We start from the raw sequence: 22,836 nt of genomic DNA, 5'->3' as shown, positions 1-22,836 counted from the left end.
AATATAACATATCTGAACGCTTTTTACTATAACTGATTATATAGAAAATTCATTTTGCAGATAAGCCTCAAACGCCTTGCGCTTGATCAGTCTCCGCGTTCCGACCCAGAGCACGAACCGTTCACACTCTTTCGTTTCGGTCATCTGACGTAATTTGTTGATGCCTATATTGAAGTAGGCAGCGGCTTCTTCTAATGTCAGGTTTGACTTCTGCCAAATTGGAATTTCGCAAGACATGATGCACCTCAGAGTTTGCTTTCGTCGAAGAAGTAACCCTGAAATACCGTTCCATCACCTGTTATAAAACGTCCCTGCGTATCCTTAGGAATCTGATCCGCTGCAATCGTGCTATCCAAAATAATCTGCGAGAGAACATTATCCGCTCGCCCACATACCCTAAAGTCCATGTTGTTCTTAATTTGACCGGGAATAATGTTCGCATCAGGGCGCTGTGTCGCTAAAATCAGATGAACGCCAAATGCACGTCCCTGCCGCGCAATAGTCGCCAATTTGTTTTCGACCTGTGCAATCAGCTTTTTCCGTTCGCTGTCCGCACCGGTTTTATCTAGCAATTCAGCTACTTCATCACACGCAAAAACCAAACGCGGCATATTCTCACCAGTGACTTGATTATAACCATCCAGATTAGGACAACCGATTTCTGCAAACTGCTTTTTTCGGCTTTCTAAAACCGTAGTTAATTGAGTTAGATAGTACAGCAAGCATCTCTCATCCATACACATCCGACACTTTTCGTGCCAGATTTTCGGATAGTCAACACCGCCCTTAAAATCTGCTACATAGATGACTGCACCTTTTCGATATGCCTGCATCAGTAAAGATTTCAACAAAATACTCTTGCCGCTGCCAGTGGAGCCGCCAATCAGGATATGTGGAATATGGTTCAAATTTACTGTCATCAGCCCCAAATGACTTTCACCTAACGTCAAAACGAAATTCTCATTAGACAGGTAACAGTCACTCCATGGAATGACTGACTGCAATTCATGGCTTGCCGGAACTGCATAAATCCGAATGTGTCTTTTGGCTGCAGAATACTCTATTTTGATGATGTTTATGCTTAATGCTGTTTCGATCGCTGCTCTTTTCTTCTCCCACTCTTCTAATGGAATACTATAATTCCTAAACTCCCAAATAATAATTTGGGAGTGGTTTTGTTCCTGATGCTTCCGCAGTAACACAGGCGTCATGCCGACATGATTTGTTAGACCTATACTTTCAAACTGTGCCCGAACTCTTCTCTTGTCTGCACAACACATCAGTGCAACCACGATGATGCCTCCTGCGACCAGATACACCAAGAGCAAATTCGACATCATGCTCTTGACCATCGGCGACAGCATTACCGCGTTCTCTGCCGCAGCATTCCATGCATCCTGCTTGAGCGCGATAACCACCGCACCAATCAGGAAGCACAGCAGCATAATGAACTTAGCTGCATTATCAATGCCACTCATCCAGAGTGCATTGCGATCCTTGTTCTTCTTCGTCTTCATTTTTCTTGACCTCCTTCGGTTCTTTGCCCTTACGGAATTCGATAACATGTGTGATACGACGCATGAACGCGTTCCATGTTTCCGGCTCGGTTATTTGCAGATCTTGGTATTGTTCCTCAAGCGCGATGTTAGATGTGATATAAACGGTTGTATAACAAGCCGTTCGATCGTGATAACGTGCCGGAAGCTGAAGTGGATAAACATCAAGCAGATTCAGCATCGTTGCAATCGGAATTTGAGAATGAAATTCCTCAAAAACGAGAACGGATTGACCATGGTAAGAATCAAACCGGATTCCATTTTTGCCGCCGTAGTCCGTAATTCGGCATATATCGCGAGGATCGTGCTTTTCGAAAATGCTTTTCGTTTTTCCGGTTCCGCTATCGCCCCACAGATAACTTACCATTACCTGCCGATTTTCCTGCATAAAGCGTTCAGCCTGCAACGCATCGCGAACCTCGTCAATGTTTTTCAGCCGAAATGCCAGAGAGGGTTTCTGACGAATAATTTCGACGTTCGACATGCCCGCCTGCACGCATTTCAGAACTTCAAACATTCCGGGTGATTCTTCTTCTGCCTCCGTAGGGATTTCTCCCCATTCGTAGAATGTACCTTCAACGGTTGTCTGCGCTTTGGGTGTATCGCTCCATTTCCCGGTCTTGGTGAAATACTCGCGGTTTGCAAACGAGCTTTTGATCGCCTTCTCGATGTGGGCGACTGGAAAACGACGATGAATCGTACTGAACCGAACCGGTGATTTTGTACAAAAGTACATGTGCGTGTGATACGTACCTTCTGCGCCGATTTCATCTGCCATGCAGAAATAAGTGGGATTGAACATGAGCATTTTCTCAATGATAAGATCATGGTCAAAACCGGCATTCTGCGGATTGTTAATCGTCAGATTCCATCTCCGACTTTGAGGATCCGTAGCCATTTTGTTTCTCCTTTCTGCTACATGCTACATTGCGACCCCTCGGTAATACTTAACGAGGGGTCGCAGGGGCGCACAAACGCGACCTCCGAGGGGCAATCCCTTAATAGGACTGCCTATCCTCGGCTGCCGCGTTGATGCGCTGCCCGATACCACTGATTACGTAATCAGCACTATCCCTTGCGCCTTTGCCGTCATTTGCACGTGACCCTGTGCCTCGTACAGCGTCAGCTCCAGGCCCTCGAACTCGACCTCGGCGTAGCCATCCGGTTTCTCCAGCTGCTGCTTGCCGTCGATGCGCACGCCAATCTTTTCCAGACTGTGGCTGGGGAGTGCGACAACGTAGCGAAATCCTACCACCTTATCTGTGCGCTGCCTGTCGCGGTACTCATGCACTGGAATGATATCTACCAGCAGCTTTTTCTCGCCCAACGAATCGGGGTCGATCCTCAGTTCGCGAATGTTGATCATTTTTTCACCTACTCTCGTTCATCCGGCATAGCAATGGTCTGTTGCTATTATGTTTTAGCTGCAAAGATTTTCAAAATCAGCGTCCTAACTTTGAAAAGGAGGCAATCTGATGACCGTTTTTTTGATATTCTCCAATTTTCTTTACAAATGCAATGCGCTTTGCGTATTATTATCTTAATCCATGTTTCAAAAGAAGGGGAGGGCATGACTGCACTCTCTTAATGCAGTTCTGACCATTTTATCCATATAATGACATTTATTCTATGTATACTGCCTCAGAAAACAAAAGAAGCAACACCATTGGTGTTGCTTCTTACATCTTGAATGGTGTTTATTGTTCCACTAGTTCATCTATCATACGCTTGATACGTTTTGCCATATCTTCCTTGCTTGTGACCTCACAAGGAAAGAACATATCAACTGGAACGTCTAAAGCGAATATAACACGCAGAAACTTGTCGACTTTGACAATATATCCGGCTTCGATTCGCTTGATGGTGTCAGAAGACACGCCGGATAACTCCTCAAGATCGTCACGCGTTAAATTTTGATGATTACGCTCAGCACTGATCCTCGCTCCGATGGTATGCAAAGTGCTTTCAATTTTGCAGTCAATATAATCTTTATTCATATTTTTGGCCCTAAGATGTATATTTGTTCAATAGGTTGATCGGTTAATAGATTATATTGCTCCTTAATAAATCTTGCCTGTAGTCAAATCTGCTTAATGCTGTGTGATTACTGATGCTATATATATGCAGGAAAACGATAAATGGAATTATTTGGTATCGTCATATTATAACATAGCAAGCACACATAACCACTTGTCACATGGTTGCATATTCAGTTTTCTAATGTAAAATATTTATTTTCTATTAGAAGTTAGACGGACTGCGATAAAATAATAAAAAAAGACACAATTTCAAAGAAATTGTGTCATAAATTCACTACTGCTTAAGTAGTGTTCACTCTTTAATTTATACAATTGGGCACAACATTCCCGTCGGCCCATTTTCCTCCTTAACGCCTCCGAGTTTGGGATCATCCGTTGGATGCTCTTCGGTGGTTGGCCCCTACTCCTTCATCCGCTGATTGCAGAAGCGCAATAATCGGTCAGACCAACTTGACTCTTATTATTGCATTGGTTATCCCTTAATATTTATATTATATCATCTTGAGAATTTTTGTCAACCATTAAATAGAAATAGCACGGGAATTGCTTAAAATCCCCGTGCCTAACTTCCAAGTCATTTATTAAGTAAAACTCGACGAACCGCCAATGCCGAAATACTTTTCAAAGAACGCTCTCAACTTCTCGATAACGCCCAGTTTCTTTTTCGCTCTGCCGCCACCGCCAAAACGTGAAATCGGCGGCATGATCTTGTCAATATCTGTTCCGGCAGTCTTGATCTCACCATCGCGGAATGCATTTTCCATGAATTTTCGAGTGTCTTCCGGTTTCAGCTTTTCCGTTGTGATGATTTCATTGAGATCGTTTTTCCGCTGTTCGACTACATAGCTCTGCCAGCCGTCCATAACATCGTCCACATCGTTGACACCGGCAATGAAGTTCTCAATCAGCTCTTTCTTGCTGCGAAGCTCAGGACTGGCATCAATCGCCTTGTGTATAGTCACAAGCACCTCTTTATCTTCACAGTTTGTATCATGGTATTTCTTTACCAGCATCAGGATATAGTCGATGTTAATTTCAATCTGACGAATGAGTTCAATCTCAAAGACAACATCATCCGTAATATCCGTGCCTTCCTGCCGCTTGCGTTTCCATTCATCGCGTAAGTCCTGATACCGCCCGAGATAGTCCTGCAAATCACGCTCTGAAAGCAATTCCTTGTCCTTGAATTCATCAAAGGAAACCAAAAGATTACGCATACGGAGAATAGCACCAAACAAGGCAATAAAGTCTTTCTGGTTCTGTTCCCCGACAACTTGCGGCTCTGTCAGAGGGAACTTGCCTTGCAGCTCCTCGATCATATCTACATAACCCGGCATCGGTTTGCCGTCTGCCGACTCGTAGCCATGATAATAGTCATCGAACTTCTGCAGCAGCACGATACCGCCAGCATTGGGATCACCGAACATCGCAATCGCGCTGTCCACACGCTTTTGCAGGCTTCTGAAGCATACGATATTGCCAAACGTCTTAACCGAGTTAAGAATACGGTTAGTACGAGAAAACGCCTGTATTAAGCCGTGCATTTTCAGGTTTTTATCCACCCACAGCGTATTCATCGTGGTCGCATCAAAGCCTGTCAGGAACATATTCACGACAATCAGCAGATCAAGTTCCTTGTTTTTCATACGAAGCGATACATCTTTATAGTAGTTCTGAAACTTATCGCTCGACGTATCGTAATTCGTATGGAACATCTCGTTATAGTCCCCGATAGCCTGCTCCAGAAAATCCCGAGAGGACTGATCGAGTGCAGAAGTATCCTCGGAATTTTCCTCATCGAGAATTCCGTCTGACTCCTCTTCATTCGCTCCATAGCTGAATATTGTTGCAACACGCAGCTTTTTCGTTGGGTCTGCCGCCATCTGCTTTTTGAATTCCTGATAGTACAGTTTCGCCATTGGAACGCTGGCAACCGCAAAGATCGAGTTGAAGCCGCTGAGGCGCTGCTTGTGCTTGATCTCCGCCACCTCGTCCCGCTTGGCCGATGCGACTTCCGAAATATTGGTCAGAGCACGATAGCTATAATAATACCTTGAGTCGCCGCGATAAGTCTTCTGGTCGAAGTGCTCTAATATGTACTCCGTTACCTTACGGATACGTTCCGGCGCCATCATAACCTTTTCACGGTTGATGTCCCAGACCATTTCATCCGTAATCTCTTCCTCGACATCCATCGTTTTGATGTAATCCACGCGGAACGGCAGAACATTCTTATCGTTGATCGCGTTCACGATCGTATAGCTGTGCAGCTGATCGCCGAAAGTCTGTGCCGTGGTGAGGAACTGCGTGCTCCGTGCCCCGGGCGAATTAGCCGCGAAAATCGGCGTACCGGTAAAGCCAAACAGATGGTACTTCTTGAAGTTCTTGACGATAGCCATGTGCATATCGCCAAACTGACTGCGATGACACTCGTCAAAGATGATAACAACGTGCTTACTGTATACCTCATGCCCGGGGTTCTTCTTGATGAACGTAGCCAGCTTCTGTATCGTGGTGATGATGATCCGCGCATCAGGGTCTTCCAGCTGTCGCTTCAAGACTGCCGTCGAGGTGTTGCTGTTTGCCGCACCCTTTTCAAAGCGGTCATACTCTTTCATGGTCTGATAGTCGAGGTCTTTGCGGTCAACCACGAACATCACCTTGTCGATATACGGCAGTTGCGAAGCCAGTCTTGCCGTCTTAAACGAGGTCAGCGTTTTGCCGGAGCCGGTTGTATGCCAGATGTAGCCGCCGCCCTCAATGCTGCCGTATTTCTTGTAGTTATTGGCAATTTCGATACGGTTGAGAATACGCTCGGTTGCCGTAATCTGGTACGGTCGCATCACCATCAGCATATTCTCCGAGGTAAAAATACAGTACCGCGTAAGGATATTCAGAATGGTATGCTTTGCGAAAAACGTCTTGGTAAAGTCGATCAAATCCGGAATAACGCGGTTATGCGCGTCCGCCCAGAAGCAGGTAAACTCAAAGCTGTTGCTTGTCTTTTTCTTGCTTGAACCGCACTTTTTGTTCTCATCCTCAGCATTATATCTGGTCGTATTGGAATAATATTTAGTATTCGTGCCATTAGAGATAACAAAAATCTGCACATACTCAAACAGTCCGCTGCCAGCCTGAAAAGACTCACGCTGATAACGGTCAATCTGATTGAACGCCTCACGAATTGGAACACCACGGCGTTTCAGCTCAATATGGACGAGCGGCAGACCATTGACCAGCACCGTAACATCATAACGGTTATCATGCTTTGCGCCCTCCTGCCTGCTGACGGCATATTGATGGAGAACCTGCAAGCGGTTATTGTGAATGTTCTTCTTGTCAATAAGGGTGATGTTTTTCGAGGAACCGTCATCACGGGTCAACACCTGTATGTTGTCCTCCTGAATTTTGCGCGTCTTTTCGACGATATGCTCATTCGGATTAGCCACACAGGTTTTGAAAAAGGATTCCCACTCCGTATCAGAGAACTGATAATTGTTCAGCTCCTCCAGCTTGCTTCGGAGATTGGCAATCAAATCTTTTTCGGTATGGATCGGCAGATACTCATAGCCTTGTTCTCCGAGCAGATGAATAAACTCCTGCTCCAGTTCGGCTTCGCTCTGATAACTGTCTGAACGTCGTTTGACCGGCTCATATTCTGTGACAACGGTATTTTCCGATGTTTCCGCTACAATATTAAAGTACGGCACATCACCGCCCCCTTATTTTTGTAATTCTTTGAAAGATAACAGCTTATCTCTGTAATATTCGTACTGCTTACGGCGTGCTTCGATTTCAGCAGGCAGACCTGCGGACAGGTCGTTGCAGAGGGTGTCGAAACGGTCAAGGATAGTGACGATATATTTCACTCTTTCACTATCAGGAACCGGAATAACAATTTTATTCAAATTCTCCTGATTAAGTTTCGGCTGCGCGCCACCAGAAATGTACCGACTAAGATCAATCGAATTAAGATATATTTCCACATAACGTCTTAACTCGTAAGTATCGAATTTCAAAACGTGTGCATGATTATTGACCCAGTTTTTCCCCGAGATTGAAAAAGCAATAGGGGTACTTCTTGCAAGAAGATTTGCTCCATCTTCAGATACAAGTAAATAATCCCCGTCAAATATATAATCAGCCACATAGTCAACAATTCCAGAAGCACCGTAATACGGATACTTTCCCGATGCTCTTTTGCCTTTAGTTACAGGCTTTCTCTGACGGTCACAATTTTCAGAAATCTTATCCAATGTCAGATTTGCATACCCAAACACATACTGCAAAATTTTAATTAGAGCGCTCTGCTCTGCTCTGCTCTGCTCTGCTCTGCTCTGCTCTGCTCTGCTCTGCTAATTGTGTTGCCGGACTCTGCAAATGTCAAGAGCATATCGCGGTAATATTCGTACTGTTTCTGGCGTGCTTCAATCTCGGCAGGCAGACCAATGTTGAGGTCGGAGCAAATGGCATCGAAGTTGTCGAGGACATGGACTAGTCGTTTCATTACCTCTCTAGACAGTATCGGAACAGGAAGATTACGTAATTTCCCTAATGCAAAAAAAGATTGTGTACCTTTACTTTTATTAGTTTCAATATACGATTTAACACTTGTAGAAACTAAATAATGCCTTAAAAAACGAGATAATAGTTCATCCCCTGTTTTTATAAGCCCTATATTCTTTATAGCAAAACTTGGCTGTTCCGATACTATTCCAATCTCTCCAATAGTTCCTATCATCGTAAATAGTATATCCCAAATATCTACTCTACTACGCATATTTATCTTATCATAATCATTTTGACTGATAAAATATGCACCCTTGAAGTTTATTGACCCATTCTTGATATTTTTTGATGTAATGAGATACTTTCCTTCACTAACCGCTTTAGGACTATCATGTGTACCGTCTCTAACATCACAAATCTCTCCAAGTGTTTTCCATACGCACTCACTTGCCCCCCCGAGGACACCAAAGTCTAACAGTTTATCCCGATAGAACTCATACTGCTTCTGGCGTGCTGTAAGCTCCGCTGTAAGCTCCGCTGTAAGCTCCGTGAAATTGTCCAGAATACGGACAATTTCATTTTGAACTTCTATCGGCGGAATGGGAATTTGAAATTCTTCTGTTATTTTCAACGAAATCTGCGGCAATGACCCCATTCCTGAAGCAGCATCTCTAAAAAATTGTATATGGTTTTTTAGAACGTAGTATAGAAACTTAACGCTTACTATATTATCAGTCGTATACGCCCACATCTCATTTTTGAAAGTAAATGGTCGCTCACAATATACAACATCAATAACGCCTCTACTTTGAACCAATACTGCCGGAACTCGTGTAATATTAGCTTTAGGAATATCTATTTCATGTGCATCTATAATGGTTTTTCCACCAGCATATATTCTAATTTCTCCATCATCACAAGCAATTTCTTTCATTTTTCCCGCTGTTATCGGGGTTCCTTTTAATCGAGTATATACGTCCTTGATTTTAAGAAACGGAACCCCATCCGGGCAAAGCTCCTTAATCAGTTCGTCCAGTCTGCTCATACGTCCACCTCAATTTCTGCGATGATCTTATCAATCTCCGCACGAAGCACCTGCTCACGAGCCACAATTTCCTTGATCTCCGCATTGAGCTTTACAATGTCGATCTTCTCACGGGTGTCCTCAGCCTCTACATAGGTAGATACAGACAGGTTATAGTCATTCTCGACGATTTCCGCATACTCCGCCAGATGTGCAAAATGCTTGACGTCTTTACGCTTTGCAAATACGTCAACAATGCGGTCAATGTTTTCCGGCGTCAGCTTGTTATTGTTCGTAACCTTAACACACTCGCTCGTCGCGTCGATGAACAGCGTCTTGTTGTCGGTCTTGTTCTTCTTCATCACCATAATGCAGGTTGCGATAGAAGTACCGAAGAACAGATTGCTCGGTAGCTGAATGATGCAGTCCACATAGTTGTTATCGACCAGATACTTACGGATCTTCTGTTCTGCGCCGCCGCGGTACATAATGCCCGGGAAGCAAACGATCGCCGCCGTACCGTTGGACGCCAGCCACGACAGGCTGTGCATGATGAACGCCATGTCCGCCTTGCTCTTCGGCGCAAGCACGCCTGCCGGTGCAAAACGCGGATCATTGATGAGCAGCGGATTGTCATCGCCCTCCCATTTGATGGAATAGGGCGGATTGGAAACAATCAGCTCGAACGGCTCATCGTCCCAATGCTGCGGACTGAGCAGCGTATCTTCACACGCAATATCAAATTTATCAAAACCTACATCATGCAGGAACATATTGATGCGACACAGGTTGTAGGTCGTGATATTGATTTCCTGACCATAGAAGCCGTTGCGGATTGCATCCTTGCCGAGCACCTTTTCCGCTTTCAGCAGCAGCGAACCCGAACCGCACGCCGGATCGTAAACCTTGTTGATCTCCGTCTTGCCGACCGTGCCGAGCCGTGTGAGCAGTTCGGATACTTCCGCCGGAGTGAAAAACTCACCACCGGACTTGCCTGCATTAGAGGCATACATGGTCATCAGATACTCATACGCATCGCCGAATGCGTCAATGGAGTGATCCTTGACATCGCCCAGCTTCATTTCGCCAACGCCATTCAGCAGCTTCACGAGCTTCTCATTGCGCTTAGCGACCGTCGAACCCAGCTTGTTGCTGTTGACATCGTAATCATCGAACAGACCGGCAAAGTCGCTCTCGGCCTCGCTGCCCTGTGCCGACTCCTCGATATGGCGGAACACACGCTCGAGCGTTTCGTTCAGGTTCTCGTCATTCGCGGCATTTGCACGAACATTGCAAAACAGCTCGCTCGGCAGAATAAAGAAACCTTTTTCCTCTACCAATCCCTCGCGTGCTTCCTCTGCTTCTTCATCCGGCATCTTGGCAAAATCGAAATCATCGTTGCCAGCCTCAGCCTCACCGTCATTTATGTAATTGCACAGGTTTTCCGAGATATAGCGGTAAAACATCGTGCCGAGAACATAATTCTTAAAATCCCAGCCGTCTACCGCACCGCGCAGTTCATCCGCAATCGCCCATATCGCGCGATGCAGTTCTTCTCGCTCCTGTTCCTTTTTGGTGTCAACCATTCTTCACCCTCCGTTGCTCTGCTGTTCGTTATATGCAAATTGTACCATAATACCGCACCTTTTTCAAACCTCAGTCAAAAAAAGAAGATCAGCATGATGCCAACCTTTTCACATTCCTGCAAGACAAAAGACCCCTGCCTGCAAAATACAGACAGAGGTCTTATACACATCTGACGCTTTTTCACTGATAATTATCGTAAGTTTATGGTAAGTTTGCCTTTTAACCCTTGAAATCCCCAGTGTTTTCAGCGTTTTTCGGTACTGCTTAGTACATGCCGCCCATATCCGGTGCAGCCGGAGCAGCCGGAACCGGCTCCTTCTTATCAGCAACCAGGCTCTCGGTGGTCAGAACCATCGAAGCAACGGATGCTGCATTCTGCAGTGCGGAACGGTTTACCTTGGTCGGGTCAACGATGCCGTTTGCGATCATGTCGCCGTAGGTCTCGGTTGCAGCGTCAAAGCCGTAGCCAACCTTGTCAGCGTGCTTTACCTTATCAACAACGATTGCGCCCTCGATGCCTGCATTGGCAGCGATCTGCTTCATCGGTGCTTCCAGACCGCGTGCAACAATCTGCATACCGGTCTTCTCGTCGCCGGTTGCCTCGGCAGCCAGAGCCTCAACCGCTGCGATAGCGTTTACATAAGCTACGCCGCCGCCTGCTACGATGCCTTCCTCAACAGCTGCGCGGGTTGCGTTCAGTGCATCTTCGATGCGGAGCTTCTGCTCCTTCATCTCGGTCTCGGTTGCAGCGCCAACCTTGATAACTGCTACGCCGCCGGCCAGCTTAGCCAGACGCTCCTGCAGCTTCTCACGGTCAAAATCGGAGGTGGTGCGCTCGATTGCGCCGCGGATCTCAGCAACGCGGTTTGCGATAGCCTGCTTGTCGCCAGCACCGTCAACGATGGTGGTGTTCTCCTTGGTTACCTTGATCTGACGGGCAGAACCCAGCATATCCATGGTAGCGTCCTTCAGCTCGATACCAACCTCCTCGGAGATTACGGTACCGCCGGTCAGGATTGCGATGTCGCGGAGCATATCCTTGCGGCGATCGCCAAAGCCCGGAGCCTTAACAGCTACGCAGGTGAAGGTGCCGCGCAGACGGTTTACGATCAGGGTGGACAGAGCCTCGCCCTCAACGTCCTCAGCGATGAGCAGCAGCTTCTTGCCGTCCTTAACGACCTGCTCGAGGATCGGCAGCAGCTCCTGAATGTTGGACAGCTTCTTATCGGTGATAAGAACCAGAGCGTCATCCAGATTTGCTTCCATCTTCTCGGTGTCGGTGCACATATACGGGGTGATATAACCGCGGTCGAACTGCATGCCCTCAACAACCTCAGAGTAGGTCTCAGCGGTCTTGGACTCCTCAACGGTGATTACGCCGTCGGTGGAAACCTTCTCCATAGCCTCTGCGATCAGGGTGCCGATCTCGTCGGAGCTGGAGGAGATAGCGCCTACACGTGCGATGTCGTTCGTGCCGTCAACCTTCTTGGAGTTCTCAGCAATCGCTGCAACAGCAGCCTTGACTGCCTTGGCGATACCGCGGCGCATTACCATCGGGTTTGCACCTGCTGCTACGTTCTTCAGACCCTCACGAACGAAAGCCTGCGCCAGAACGGTAGCGGTGGTGGTGCCGTCGCCTGCGATGTCGTTGGTCTTGGTGGCAACTTCCTTAACAAGCTGTGCGCCCATGTTCTCGAAAGCGTCGTCCAGCTCGATCTCCTTAGCGATGGTAACACCGTCGTTGGTGATCAGCGGACCGCCGTACTTCTTATCCAGTACAACGTTGCGGCCCTTCGGACCGATGGTTACCTTAACGGTATCAGCGAGCTGATCAATACCGCGCTGCAGAGCCTTGCGCGCGTCCTCGCCGTAAATAAGCTGCTTAGCCATGATGAATTACCTCCTGAAAATTACTCTACGATTGCCAGAATGTCGCTCTGACGAACGATGATATACTTCTCGCCGTCCAGCTTAACCTCGGTGCCGGTGTACTTGCCGGTGATGACCTTCTGGCCCTTCTGAACTTCCATCTTGATTTCCTTGCCGTCAACAACACCGCCCGGGCCTACTTCGATGATTTCAGCAACCTGGGGCTTCTCCTGTGCGGATGCGGTAAGAATAATGCCGCTTGCGGTGGTCTCCTCCGCCTCGACCATCTTGATAACTACGCGGTCGCAAAGGGGCTTGAGCTTCATAATGGATTCCTCCTATGAAAAATAAGATTTTACAATGTTGGGGGTTAGCACTCAAATTACCCGAGTGCTAACTTCGAGTATTATCTTACACCAAGGAGCCGCAATATGCAAGGGGGTAATCCGGAATTTTCACAAAAATTTTCTGAACAAATTATGAACAGTGCCCTGTACTGCTCAGTGTTTTGCCGGTCGTTTAGCAGACGGACGGTCGGAGTGCTTATTTACCGGCTTATCCTGTGCAGATGGGTCTTTAAAATACATATGCAGCTCGCACTTGATCATGCCGTTATACAGCTTGCGGCGCTTATCCGCCTTGCGGCCGTAGCAACGCTCGAACAGCGGGTCCGAGCTGAGCAGATACTGCTTCATCGGGCTGTTTTTTGTCGCTCTGCCGAGGTCGGCGTACAGCTTTTCCGCCTGCTGCAAGTCCAGCAGACGCTCACCGTACGGCGGATTGGCAAACAGTACGCCTGCACCGCTGTAATCGCGCTTTACTGCGTCCGCGCGCTCGAAGAACACCGTGTTCGCTACACCGGCCTTGCGCGCGTTCTCGATGGACAGCTGCACGCAGTCCGGGTCGATGTCGCTGCCGACAATATCGAATTTTGCGTCCGGCTGGGCAAGGTCGAGCGCACTCTCGCGCGCCTGCTGCCAGACCGACTTGTCAAAGCAGCTCCACTTTTCCGCGTCAAAGCGGCGCAGCAGACCGGGGGCACGGCGCTGCGCGATCATGGCCGCCTCAATCGCGATCGTGCCCGAGCCGCAGAACGGGTCGAGGAACGGATCGCGCCCGCGCCAGCGCGCCAGCTTGACCATAGCCGCCGCCAGCGTCTCACGAAGCGGCGCGGCATTGCTGTTGGCGCGGTAGCCGCGCTTGTGCAGACCGGCACCCGAGGTATCGAGGTACAGCTCAGCCACATCGTGCATGATGGCGAACTGAATCTGATACTTTTCACCAATCTCATCAAACCAGGTCTGACCGTACTTCGCGCCCAGACGCGATACGACTGCCTTTTTGATGATCTTCTGGCAGTCCGGAATCGAGTGCAGCGCGGAGTCCAGACTGTGACCCTTGACCGGAAATGCGCCGTCCGCCGGAATGAACTGCTCCCACGGGAGTGCTTTTACGCCCTCGAACAGCTGGTCGAACGTTTTGGCTTTGAATGTGCCGATGCGGATGAGCACACGCTCGGCGCACCGCAGGTTCAGGTTCGCCCATGCAAGCGTGTTTTCGTCACCGGTGAACAGCACGCGGCCGTTTTCCGCGTGCACGTCGGTCAGCCTGCCGCCGAAGCGCAGCTCATCCGCGACGATGCCCTCCAGCCCGAATAAAGTCGGGCAGCATAATGTAAGTTCCATCGTGTTTCCTCCAAAAAGGCTCCCGCCGTCATAGCAGGAGCCGAAAGTCCTTTTTAACCTTTATATTGTATCGGTTTTTAAGGATTTTGTCAAGATTTGCGACGAGATAACGCGGTTTGCTGAATGCCGCTATCCGAAGCGTTATCGCTTGAGAAGCGAACAGGCTCTTGCCTGCTCTGCACGGGCACAAGAGGGAGACACCAAGGTTTGCCCGTAGGCCACTAAACCTTTTTCCCGCGCCGTGTGCGGATTAAAGCAGTGTTCGATTTGTGCAGGTAGAGCCAGCGCATTCATGTAAGCAAACAGATAGAATCGGCAATGGGTAAATATGAACACAGTGGGTATTGATGTTCCAAGCGGAAAGAGCACGGCTGCAGCGCTTCGCTCTTTGGGCGAGGTTGTTCAGCTGCCGTTGGATATTGTCCGCAACGCGGGAGGATTGGCTTCTCTCACCGAGCACTTGAAGGCACTTGACAGCGAAACCCGCGTTGTGTTGGAACACGCATCGTAGTTCGTGAACGCATCGTCATCCGGCGGTTCCGGCCAACTCCACTGCTCGATCGGCTCATTGATATGCACGTCAAAGAACTTTGTTTCCGGTTCGCCGCACTCGCAGTTCGTTTCAAAGAAGCAATTTGGCATGAACTCTGTTCCGTGCCAGCCTTTACCTTCTCCAGTCTCGGCATTATACTGCGTAAAGTACCAGCCGCTGCCCTCTGCTTCTCCTTCTTTCTGCTCAAAACGAACATATGGGAGATAGATCATTTTTTCATTTTTCACACCTTTTTCCTCCTTATTTGAGGCCTATTTTTACTGCGGACAAATAAAAAAGTGCCGGTAATGAGGATTTCATTACCGACACTTTCGACAATGCGGGAATAATACCGTCTGAACAATAAAGCCTTTCTCAGCGCTTTACGGGCCGGCATTTGCTATGCTATACTGTTTACAGTGATTAGTGTCGCAGAAGCCCGTGAGGCCTGTGACCTGAAAGGAAGGCTCTTTAGGGTAATGTCAACAAGGAAGTTTTTTTACTGATGAGAGAAGCAGCGTAATGTACTTTGTATGTTACGCTGCTTTTTTCTTGCGTTTTACAATAATTTGCGAACTTTCTGCCGCACCGATAAAGGTGTAGTAGATTTCAATTCGCTGTTCCCGGTGTCCGCTGCTCTTATCGCCCTCATGAACGATGATTTTCTCAATCAGGTCACGGAGCATAGCAGGTGTCAGTTCATCGAAGTCAGCATAACGTTTCGCCATTTTCAAGAAGCTGCTGATGTTCGTGCAGGTATTCTCTGCGTCATCGAACTGCTTTTGCAGAGCAACAACTTCCTCCCGCAGCGAATGCTGTTCCTGCTCATAATCCGCAGAGAAGATTTTGAATCGCTCATCAGACAGTTTGCCGGTAATATTGTCCTCGTAAAGCCGCTTGATAATGCCGTCCAACTCCTTGACACGCCGCTCTTTCAACTCCAGTTCTTTTTTCAGAACACGGGTCTTAACTGTCTGTTCTTTCGCGCTCTGGCAGGTCAATCGCCGAACAAACTCCTGCTCATCCTCCGCAGCCATTTTCACGATCTGCTTGAGGTTGTCTTTCACCAACTCCGCCAGTGTCACTTCACGGATATAGTGCATAGAGCAGGATTTGGTCCGTACACGATAGCGTCCGCAGCCATAGCATACCTGCCCTTTGGAGATGTTTTTTCCGCGATGTACACGAAGCAGAGAACCGCAATCCGCACAATACAACAGACCGGAGAATAGAGCCGGGATCTCCTGCTTGTTCAGCCGTCTGCGCCCCGCGCGGATACGCTGGACTGTTTCCCAATCTTCTTGGTCAATCAGTGCTTCGTGCGTGTTCTCAAATACTACCTGCTGTTCTTCTGGTGTGGGTATCCGTTTCTTGAGCTTATACGACTTCGAGTATGTCTTGAAGTTAACCGTGTGCCCTAAATACTCTTTCCTTGCCAAAATACAATAAATTGTGCGACCACACCATACGCATTCTGTTTCCGGACTGTAATGCCGCATATTTCCTGTGCGGCGATGCTCCATCGTTCCCGGTGTAGGGATGTTTCGGCGCGTGAGTTCATTTGCGATCTGCGTCGGCCCATATCCCTGAATGCAGAGGTTGAAGATAAGTTTCACAACCCATGCCGTTTCTTCATCGGGAATCAAGTGCCCATCTTCGCCTTTGAGGTAGCCATACGGTGTTTGCGTGGATAAACGCTTACCGGAAGTACCTTTCATGCGCTGGACTGCTCGCTGCTTACGGCTGCAATCTCGCGCATACCATTCGTTAAACAAATTGACGAACGGCGTCAGGTCATTTTCACCTTTCTGCGAGTCAACATTGTTGGCAATCGCAATGAAGTGAATATCGTACTGTGCAAACAGCACTTCCGTGAACATTCCCACCTGAAGATAGTCGCGGCCGAAGCGGGACAGATCCTTGACGATCACGCGCTTGATCTTGCCGGCTTCCACATCCGCGATCATCCGCTTAAAGTCAGGACGCTCGAAGTTCGTGCCGGAAAAACCATCGTCCACATAGAATTTGTAGTTGGTGTAGCCGTTGTCCTTGCAGTAGCGTTCCAGCATTTCTTTCTGATGTACGATACTGTTGCTGTCACCATCGTTCGCGTCATCCACGGAAAGTCTGGCGTACAGCGCAGTCGGTTCATCAGGAGCCACAGCCGGCTTAAAGGACATCAGATTGTTGAGGTTCGGCATCATCGTGCTGCACCCTCTTTCAGGAGAGCAACGCAGAGCGTCATTTGCGCCTCATCATTCAACATAGCATTTTCCCGAATAGCATAGAGCGTGGTATCCTGCGCGTCTGCAAGCTGGATCAGGTGATCCAGTTTCCAGATGGTCCGGCTGAAGCGGTCAGCGGATACTGCGGCCGCATGCGTCTTGCCGCCATACCGTTTCATCTCCTGCATCATCTCGGTCAGAGCATCCTGAGCTGGATTCCCTTTGTCCGCAAAAACGCGGACGACCTTTGCGTTGATCTCCGAAGCCTTGAGCCAATGCAAGAGTTCATCCTCCTGCACTTTCACCGCTTCATCGGAGAACTGACCGGCGGTCGCAACGCGGCAATAGAGCGCGACATATTCAATTTTATCCTTTCCATTCGACTGTAACATATTATCCTCCATTCTGCGAACGAAAAGGCTTTGGGTCATGCCCCTATTATACCGCATCGCCGCTGTTCTGGGAAGTGGTTTACCGCGCTAAAGTGATAAATTTTTATTTTCATTGACCGTGCCGGATAACTCGCGCTCGATGATGCGTCCCATTTTCTCTGCTGCTGTTTCTGTCGCGTCAGGATTGAAGAATGACGAAACGATGTAGGTCGTTCCTTTGACCTTGCGCTCACAGACCAGATCCGGTTTTCTATCAGCCATTTTCTCACCATCCTAATCTATAACCAAGACAGTACGCCGAAGCGAAACCGCTCCGGCGCACTGCCGATTTCTTTTCTTACTCTTTGTACCGTATTGTCGGACTTGGCTTGTCCTCGGCTCACCCCCGGTACGCGGGAACATTCAGGTCGGTCATGGTTTTGACGCTCCGAGATCGGTGATCTGTTCGGCATCTCCAGCAATGGGTCGTGGCAGTGTCCCTCTCACCACAAGAGGGACACCAGCAATGAAGGTATCGCTCGGCTCCTTTGATGCTATCGTTTTGACGGACTGCTCTGACCGGTCCGCAGGAGGTCTTGGCGCTTCACTTTGTGCTGCTCACCATTGCATTCAAACTCCTGAATGCTGTTATGAACGGATGACCGCTGTTTATCAAGGTACGGCGAAAGGCTCTGTTTGCCCCTCTCACTATATAGGAGGGAAATCGCCCGAATGTTGTCATGTTTTCAAAAAGTATTTTTGAAATTTTTTCAGACCGGCTTTGACAGAGCGCATGACCGTTGCCTTGTTGCAGTGTTCCAGTTCCGCAATTTCCGTGTAGCTGTAACCAGACCAAAAATGCAGGATGAGCCGATGCTGCTGTTTGGGAGAAAGATGAGCCAGCGCACACCACACATTCCTTGTCAATTCCAGCCGTTCAAAGGTTTCCTCCAGCGTTTCAGACGCAGCATTTCGATGCAGACAGTGCTCCAGCGGGCGGCTGTCCAAGTGCATCCTGCGCTCATAGCGCTGCCGCTGTTCCATGCGATTGCTCTCCACAAAGACCTGATAGATTTCAAGAGAAACTTCGACTGGCTGCATTTTGCGATCTGCGTCCGGCACCGTGACGATGTAGACAGCCATTACACCACCCGCAGCAGCATGGCGATGTCCTCCGGCAGCTTGTCCGGCATGGGCAGTTCCGCTGTGAGCAGTACAGCCGCAGGCGGCGTCGGCGTGTCCTCCGGCGCGACGATCAGAACGCTTTCGCCGGGATGCAGACGGATCACACGAATCAATTTTTCCATAGGTAAGTACCTCCTGAGTGTTATTGAGGATAGAACCCTCTACTCATCGGTCACGGCAGAAGGTAAAAAATCTATACTCGGAAAAAACATTTTGAAATGCTCTAAGGCAAAACCAGCACTTGCAGGTGCTGGTCTTGCTTTAGGTCATTTATCTGGTCAGTGCGATGTAGAGATGCCGCTTTGCCCGGCTGATCAGCTGAGAAACGGTGTTCGGCTTGCAGTTCATGATGACGGCAATGTCTTTGAGCGGATACCCCTCCCAATAGGCAAGCTCGATCATGCGCCGCTGGCGATCCGTCAGCTGACGCAGCGCTGTGGCAAGGCGCTCATTCTGAACGGTGTCTACAAAGTCGGTGATGAGCACCACCTCCAACGGGTCACTGCGCTCTATCAGGCGGCATTCCATGTGAACAAGTTCCTCACTCATGCTTTCCAGTGAATAGCTGTGCCGGCGAAAGCGCCGGTCTGCGTTGCGGATGATACGCTCCTCATCCGCCAGAATTTTTTCCCAATCCAAAGTATCGGTTCCTCCATTTCGTGAGAATTTTTGAAATTCTCACGGTGGCGGACCACGACACCGAATCGGGTGGAGATAGCAAAAGGCACTATTGCGGGTAAAAATGACCGCAATAGTGCCTTTTTCAAATTTCTGTGTGAGGACAACTGCAAAGCCGGACGACTCTTCTGTGTAGAGTTAGAAAATCTATCGGCATGTAGTTATAGCGATGGATGACACATACCACCCAAGTTTGAAAGCGATAGTAATGTTCCAATAATTGATATTTCCTGTTGCGTACACAATCGTTTAGTGTCCTACTGTCTCCTATATTCAATGCCTTAATGATTATTGGAGACAAGTTACTGATACTGTCTCCAATCGGGGACGCTCGTCAGCTTCGTCCAGCTTTCGCCGACCTCGCCCTGACGGTTGAAGTCATGGCTGTTCGTGGCCTCCTGTACGGCGAGATAGTGCCAGTCGGACGGCTTGTTGTCCGGCCACGTTACCATGCTGTCCAGCAGATCGCTTTCGCTCTGCGGCATACGGCAGAGTACGCGGTTGATCATGGTCATGGCCTCAGCGCGTGTGATGCGGGCATCGGGATGGAATGTGCCGTCCGGATAGCCCGAAATCCAGCCGAACGCCGCCGCTCTCTCGATCTCGTTTTCCGCCCAGTGACCGGAAATGTCGGAGAAGCTGCCGCTGTTCTTGACCGGTTTGGTGTTGAAGCGCGCACAGATTGCCGCAAATTCCGCACGAGTGATCGAGGCATCGGGGTCAAAACTGTCCGCACGGCGGCCCTTGACGATGCCGAGCTTTGCCATTGTGGAAATCGCCTTGTTGTGCCACTGTCCATCCGTTACATCCGTGAAGGTATTTTCCGCGGTGAGATTACCATCACGCACTTCTTCCTTGAGCAGACGGAAGAAAATCGTCGCGACTTCGGCACGGCTGATGTTCCCCTGGGGGCGAACATTGCCGTCCGGGTAACCGATCACATAGGCGTAGTGGTTGTCGCCGTTGAGTATATCCGGCACACCGGTTGCTTTCCAGCCTGCATAAACGGTCTTATCGCTGGTCATCTTGATGCTGCTGATCTTTTTGGTCAGTTCCTTATCCGCATACCATCCGGTGAAAGTATAGCTTTCACGGATAGGAACCTTGTCCAGCGTCACAACCGTACCGGAGGAATAGCGCTCATCCTTGTAAATTGTGCCGCCGTTGGACTCGTAGTGCAGCGTGTACTTGGTTGTATGGCTGCCGCCTCCACCGCCACCGGAGCTATCTTTGGTATTGGTAAAGGCTGCGGTTACGGTAGCATCTTTCACGATACTGCCGCTGGCATTGGCGAACGTTGTGGTATAGCCATCCTTATCCGCTTCCGCTTCGCTCACTGTGTAAGTAATCCCTGCGGGCAGGTTTGTGGCGGTTTTGCTCTCGCCGTGCTTCAAGGAAAACATTGCCTTGCCGCCGGTAAAGGTCATTTCACCAAATGTGCCGTTGATGCCGGTATCGCCGAGCGTCACGGTGAAGTTGAACGCCTTGGAGGTATCTCCGTTGTTCCCGGCTACAGTCTTGGTAACGGACAGATTGCCGTGCGCCGCCGTCCAACGACCGTAAAGAACCGTATCCGCATTCAGAACCGTACCGTCCACATACGGCACCGAGCATGAAGTATCCGTGTACCAGCCATCAAAGGTATAACCCTGGTGGGAATCCTGCTGTACTTTCGCCGTATATGCTCTGCCGGTACGGATATAATCATTCGCAGGGGGTGTTACATCGGTGGGATTATCTGTGCTGACCCACTGATACTGGATCTTGACAGCCGGTACATAGGTCATCCAGTCGGTCTTTCCTGCCGCCTTGCTCTGTCCAATGGCCAGACCCTCCTGCATCTTCCAGCTCGGGACGAAAATACCGTCCTCGTCCGCCTTTGCTGCCGCAGTCTCACCGCCCGCGTTCGTCGTATAACGAACAAGCTGCGTACCGATTTCGGTATTTTCCACCGTGCGATCTTCACTGTGGATCTGAATCGGTTTAGCGGTGCTTGCGCCCGTATACGGGGAGATCACATTGATATAACGGCCTTCCTTGGAAATAGAGTCGCCCGCTGTCAGATAGACATCGTTATTCGTGCTGATCTCAGCATCATTTCCCAGATTGAAGGCAGTTCCTACAAAAACACCGTCACCTTTGGCAGCAAGTCGAGCTGTCTCAGTCAGAGAGTTGTTGTTGTCCTTGATGATGCCGCCTGTCATGGTATAAGTACCGCCGTAGACACCGCCGCCTACATTTGCAACATTGTTTTCAATAGAGCCGCCGGTCTGTTTCACTTCAGAGCCAGCGAACAAGCATACACCGCCGCCACCCCGAAGGGCTTTATTTTCGGAAATCGTACCGCCGGAAATCGTTACATTCGTTGCTTGATACAGAAAGACACCGCCGCCGAATTGATACGCGCTATTTCCCGTTAACGTGCCGTCCTTGATATTCAGCTCAGTTACGCTGAAGAATGCTGCGACTGCGCCGCCGCTTCCCTTTGTAACCTTATTGCCGGAAATTTCGCCGTTGTTAATAGTGATTGTAATTTTCTTACTTTGCTGCGGGAAGGTGAGTATACCGCCGCCGTAGTCAAGCGCCGTGTTCCCAGTAATTTTGCCGCCGTTCATTTCAAAGGAGGCAGGTTGAGCGGTAAACAATGTATCGCCGCCGCTTGCATTGGCATAGTCCGCAACATAAACACCGGCACCATAACTGCCCTGACCGGATGTCTTGTAGGTGCTGTTGTTGGAGATCACGCCGTCGTTCATGACCATCGTTGAGCCGATGATTGCGACACCGCCGCCGCCATTCGCCGTATTGCCGCTGATCTCGCCGCCGTTCATGGTAAAGGTGCTGCCGTTGCCAATCAGAATGCCGCCGCCCAATTCGTAGTTGCTGTTTGTATTGTTACGAATGATTGCGCCGTCCTCCATCGTTATATTGACGCCGTTATTCGCTAAAATACCGGAACCGAACTGAGCCGCTTTATTGTTCTGCAAAATAGCGCCGCTGTTCAGCACGATGGTGCCGCCGTTCGCCGCCTTGATGATCGAGTCGGTTTCCGCAGCGTGTGTTGCATCCACAGTACACTCTGCGCCATCAATCACAATGTTACTCAGTGTCAGCGAGGCAGACGCACCGACGAGTTCGATCATATAGCCGCCGAGCCCATAGCGGTGCAGTGTCTTTCCGCCAAGGTCCCAAGTTTCCGTCCCCGTGACCTGATAAAAACTCGAAAGACAAATATCCTTGATATTCTTTTCGTTTGCTAGCTCGTTTGCCTTTTCAATCGTCTTTACAGCAGTCGTTTTGCTCAGTCCGTCATTATCATCTGCGCCATGCTGCTGGTCGAGATAAATGGCAGCTTCCGGGGTGGTCGAGTCACCTGTCTCCGTGCTCTCTCCGTCTGCCGCAAAAGCAGCAGTCGGAAGCATGGTCATAAGCATTATAACCGTCAAAATACTTGCAATAATTCTTTTATTCATAATGTCCTTATCTAATATCGCTATTGTATGTCGTTTTAACTTTTTACTGATACTGCTTCCAGTCGGGGACGCTCGTCAGCTTCGTCCAGCTTTCGCCGACCTC

General features: G+C 49.1%; 20 protein-coding genes. All 20 read right to left on the bottom strand.

Going from position 1 to position 22,836, the window contains the following annotated elements; all coding sequences use genetic code 11:
• Nucleotides 1-36: 36 nt before the first annotated feature.
• Nucleotides 37-237 carry an excisionase gene (locus DW724_RS07940; protein ID WP_118761151.1) on the bottom strand — a complete coding sequence of 67 codons (201 nt, stop codon included), beginning with the start codon at nucleotides 235-237 and terminating at the stop codon, nucleotides 37-39.
• A gap of 8 nt (nucleotides 238-245) precedes the next feature.
• Nucleotides 246-1,517: an FtsK/SpoIIIE domain-containing protein gene (locus DW724_RS07935; protein ID WP_158580240.1), complete on the bottom strand. Its 1,272-nt coding sequence runs from the start codon at nucleotides 1,515-1,517 to the stop codon at nucleotides 246-248.
• The gene (locus tag DW724_RS07930; protein WP_118761149.1) at nucleotides 1,465-2,454 is read right to left on the bottom strand and encodes a viral replication protein; all 990 of its coding nucleotides are present in this window, start codon (nucleotides 2,452-2,454) and stop codon (nucleotides 1,465-1,467) included. Before DW724_RS07930 ends, DW724_RS07935 begins: the two co-directional genes overlap by 53 nt.
• A gap of 156 nt (nucleotides 2,455-2,610) precedes the next feature.
• Nucleotides 2,611-2,922, bottom strand: coding sequence for a hypothetical protein (locus tag DW724_RS07925; RefSeq protein ID WP_118761148.1), 312 nt, complete (start codon nucleotides 2,920-2,922; stop codon nucleotides 2,611-2,613).
• 331 nt (nucleotides 2,923-3,253) lie between these two features.
• A complete protein-coding gene (locus tag DW724_RS07920) occupies nucleotides 3,254-3,553 on the bottom strand; it encodes a helix-turn-helix domain-containing protein (RefSeq protein WP_118761147.1) in 300 nt (99 codons plus the stop codon).
• 623 nt (nucleotides 3,554-4,176) lie between these two features.
• Entirely contained in the window at nucleotides 4,177-7,305 is a 3,129-nt protein-coding gene (locus DW724_RS07915; RefSeq protein ID WP_118761146.1) for a type I restriction endonuclease subunit R, read from the bottom strand.
• A 12-nt stretch (nucleotides 7,306-7,317) separates the two neighbouring features.
• Nucleotides 7,318-7,851 carry a restriction endonuclease subunit S gene (locus DW724_RS07910; RefSeq protein ID WP_243105710.1) on the bottom strand — a complete coding sequence of 178 codons (534 nt, stop codon included), beginning with the start codon at nucleotides 7,849-7,851 and terminating at the stop codon, nucleotides 7,318-7,320.
• A 41-nt stretch (nucleotides 7,852-7,892) separates the two neighbouring features.
• Entirely contained in the window at nucleotides 7,893-9,149 is a 1,257-nt protein-coding gene (locus DW724_RS07905) for a restriction endonuclease subunit S (protein WP_118761144.1), read from the bottom strand.
• Nucleotides 9,146-10,714 carry a type I restriction-modification system subunit M gene (locus tag DW724_RS07900; protein WP_118761143.1) on the bottom strand — a complete coding sequence of 523 codons (1,569 nt, stop codon included), beginning with the start codon at nucleotides 10,712-10,714 and terminating at the stop codon, nucleotides 9,146-9,148. Before DW724_RS07900 ends, DW724_RS07905 begins: the two co-directional genes overlap by 4 nt.
• A gap of 265 nt (nucleotides 10,715-10,979) precedes the next feature.
• Nucleotides 10,980-12,605, bottom strand: a complete 1,626-nt coding sequence (gene groL, locus DW724_RS07895; protein ID WP_118761142.1) for a chaperonin GroEL — start codon at nucleotides 12,603-12,605, stop codon at nucleotides 10,980-10,982.
• A 20-nt stretch (nucleotides 12,606-12,625) separates the two neighbouring features.
• Nucleotides 12,626-12,910 (bottom strand): co-chaperone GroES, encoded by a 285-nt coding sequence (locus DW724_RS07890; RefSeq protein ID WP_110436870.1) that lies wholly within the window; start codon nucleotides 12,908-12,910, stop codon nucleotides 12,626-12,628.
• Between the two features lie 174 nt (nucleotides 12,911-13,084).
• The gene (locus DW724_RS07885) at nucleotides 13,085-14,269 is read right to left on the bottom strand and encodes a THUMP domain-containing class I SAM-dependent RNA methyltransferase (RefSeq protein ID WP_118761141.1); all 1,185 of its coding nucleotides are present in this window, start codon (nucleotides 14,267-14,269) and stop codon (nucleotides 13,085-13,087) included.
• 402 nt (nucleotides 14,270-14,671) lie between these two features.
• Nucleotides 14,672-15,049: a hypothetical protein gene (locus DW724_RS07880; protein ID WP_118761140.1), complete on the bottom strand. Its 378-nt coding sequence runs from the start codon at nucleotides 15,047-15,049 to the stop codon at nucleotides 14,672-14,674.
• A gap of 288 nt (nucleotides 15,050-15,337) precedes the next feature.
• Complete coding sequence (locus DW724_RS07875) at nucleotides 15,338-17,005, bottom strand: recombinase family protein (RefSeq protein WP_243105709.1); 1,668 nt, start codon at nucleotides 17,003-17,005, stop codon at nucleotides 15,338-15,340.
• On the bottom strand, nucleotides 17,002-17,418 hold the full coding sequence (locus DW724_RS07870; protein WP_158580239.1) for a recombinase family protein: 417 nt from the start codon (nucleotides 17,416-17,418) through the stop codon (nucleotides 17,002-17,004). Before DW724_RS07870 ends, DW724_RS07875 begins: the two co-directional genes overlap by 4 nt.
• A gap of 87 nt (nucleotides 17,419-17,505) precedes the next feature.
• Nucleotides 17,506-17,679 (bottom strand): transposon-encoded TnpW family protein, encoded by a 174-nt coding sequence (locus DW724_RS07865; RefSeq protein ID WP_118761138.1) that lies wholly within the window; start codon nucleotides 17,677-17,679, stop codon nucleotides 17,506-17,508.
• Nucleotides 17,680-18,135: 456 nt separating this feature from the next.
• Nucleotides 18,136-18,540, bottom strand: coding sequence for a sigma-70 family RNA polymerase sigma factor (locus DW724_RS07860; protein ID WP_118761137.1), 405 nt, complete (start codon nucleotides 18,538-18,540; stop codon nucleotides 18,136-18,138).
• On the bottom strand, nucleotides 18,540-18,704 hold the full coding sequence (locus DW724_RS15590; RefSeq protein ID WP_158580238.1) for a hypothetical protein: 165 nt from the start codon (nucleotides 18,702-18,704) through the stop codon (nucleotides 18,540-18,542). Before DW724_RS15590 ends, DW724_RS07860 begins: the two co-directional genes overlap by 1 nt.
• Before the next feature lie 148 nt (nucleotides 18,705-18,852).
• A complete protein-coding gene (locus DW724_RS07855) occupies nucleotides 18,853-19,221 on the bottom strand; it encodes a sigma-70 family RNA polymerase sigma factor (RefSeq protein ID WP_118761136.1) in 369 nt (122 codons plus the stop codon).
• 341 nt (nucleotides 19,222-19,562) lie between these two features.
• The gene (locus tag DW724_RS07850) at nucleotides 19,563-22,733 is read right to left on the bottom strand and encodes an S-layer homology domain-containing protein (protein ID WP_158580237.1); all 3,171 of its coding nucleotides are present in this window, start codon (nucleotides 22,731-22,733) and stop codon (nucleotides 19,563-19,565) included.
• Between the last annotated feature and the right edge of the window lie 103 nt (nucleotides 22,734-22,836).

Origin of the sequence: Butyricicoccus sp. AM27-36 (assembly GCF_003480945.1) — a bacterium.
GTDB classification, from domain to species: domain Bacteria; phylum Bacillota; class Clostridia; order Oscillospirales; family Butyricicoccaceae; genus Agathobaculum; species Agathobaculum butyriciproducens.
This window is presented reverse-complemented; position numbering and strand designations above follow the sequence as displayed.

Excerpts from the sequence above, each read along its gene's own strand:
- DW724_RS07940 (WP_118761151.1), bottom strand. The coding sequence starts at position 237 with ATGTCTTGCGAAATTCCAATTTGGCAGAAGTCAAACCTGACATTAGAA.
- DW724_RS07935 (WP_158580240.1), bottom strand. The coding sequence starts at position 1,517 with ATGAAGACGAAGAAGAACAAGGATCGCAATGCACTCTGGATGAGTGGC.
- DW724_RS07930 (WP_118761149.1), bottom strand. The coding sequence starts at position 2,454 with ATGGCTACGGATCCTCAAAGTCGGAGATGGAATCTGACGATTAACAAT.
- DW724_RS07925 (WP_118761148.1), bottom strand. The coding sequence starts at position 2,922 with ATGATCAACATTCGCGAACTGAGGATCGACCCCGATTCGTTGGGCGAG.
- DW724_RS07920 (WP_118761147.1), bottom strand. The coding sequence starts at position 3,553 with ATGAATAAAGATTATATTGACTGCAAAATTGAAAGCACTTTGCATACC.
- DW724_RS07905 (WP_118761144.1), bottom strand. The coding sequence starts at position 9,149 with ATGAGCAGACTGGACGAACTGATTAAGGAGCTTTGCCCGGATGGGGTT.
- DW724_RS07900 (WP_118761143.1), bottom strand. The coding sequence starts at position 10,714 with ATGGTTGACACCAAAAAGGAACAGGAGCGAGAAGAACTGCATCGCGCG.
- groL (WP_118761142.1), bottom strand. The coding sequence starts at position 12,605 with ATGGCTAAGCAGCTTATTTACGGCGAGGACGCGCGCAAGGCTCTGCAG.
- DW724_RS07890 (WP_110436870.1), bottom strand. The coding sequence starts at position 12,910 with ATGAAGCTCAAGCCCCTTTGCGACCGCGTAGTTATCAAGATGGTCGAG.
- DW724_RS07885 (WP_118761141.1), bottom strand. The coding sequence starts at position 14,269 with ATGGAACTTACATTATGCTGCCCGACTTTATTCGGGCTGGAGGGCATC.
- DW724_RS07875 (WP_243105709.1), bottom strand. The coding sequence starts at position 17,005 with ATGATGCCGAACCTCAACAATCTGATGTCCTTTAAGCCGGCTGTGGCT.
- DW724_RS07870 (WP_158580239.1), bottom strand. The coding sequence starts at position 17,418 with ATGTTACAGTCGAATGGAAAGGATAAAATTGAATATGTCGCGCTCTAT.
- DW724_RS07865 (WP_118761138.1), bottom strand. The coding sequence starts at position 17,679 with ATGGCTGATAGAAAACCGGATCTGGTCTGTGAGCGCAAGGTCAAAGGA.
- DW724_RS07860 (WP_118761137.1), bottom strand. The coding sequence starts at position 18,540 with ATGGCTGTCTACATCGTCACGGTGCCGGACGCAGATCGCAAAATGCAG.
- DW724_RS15590 (WP_158580238.1), bottom strand. The coding sequence starts at position 18,704 with ATGGAAAAATTGATTCGTGTGATCCGTCTGCATCCCGGCGAAAGCGTT.
- DW724_RS07850 (WP_158580237.1), bottom strand. The coding sequence starts at position 22,733 with ATGAATAAAAGAATTATTGCAAGTATTTTGACGGTTATAATGCTTATG.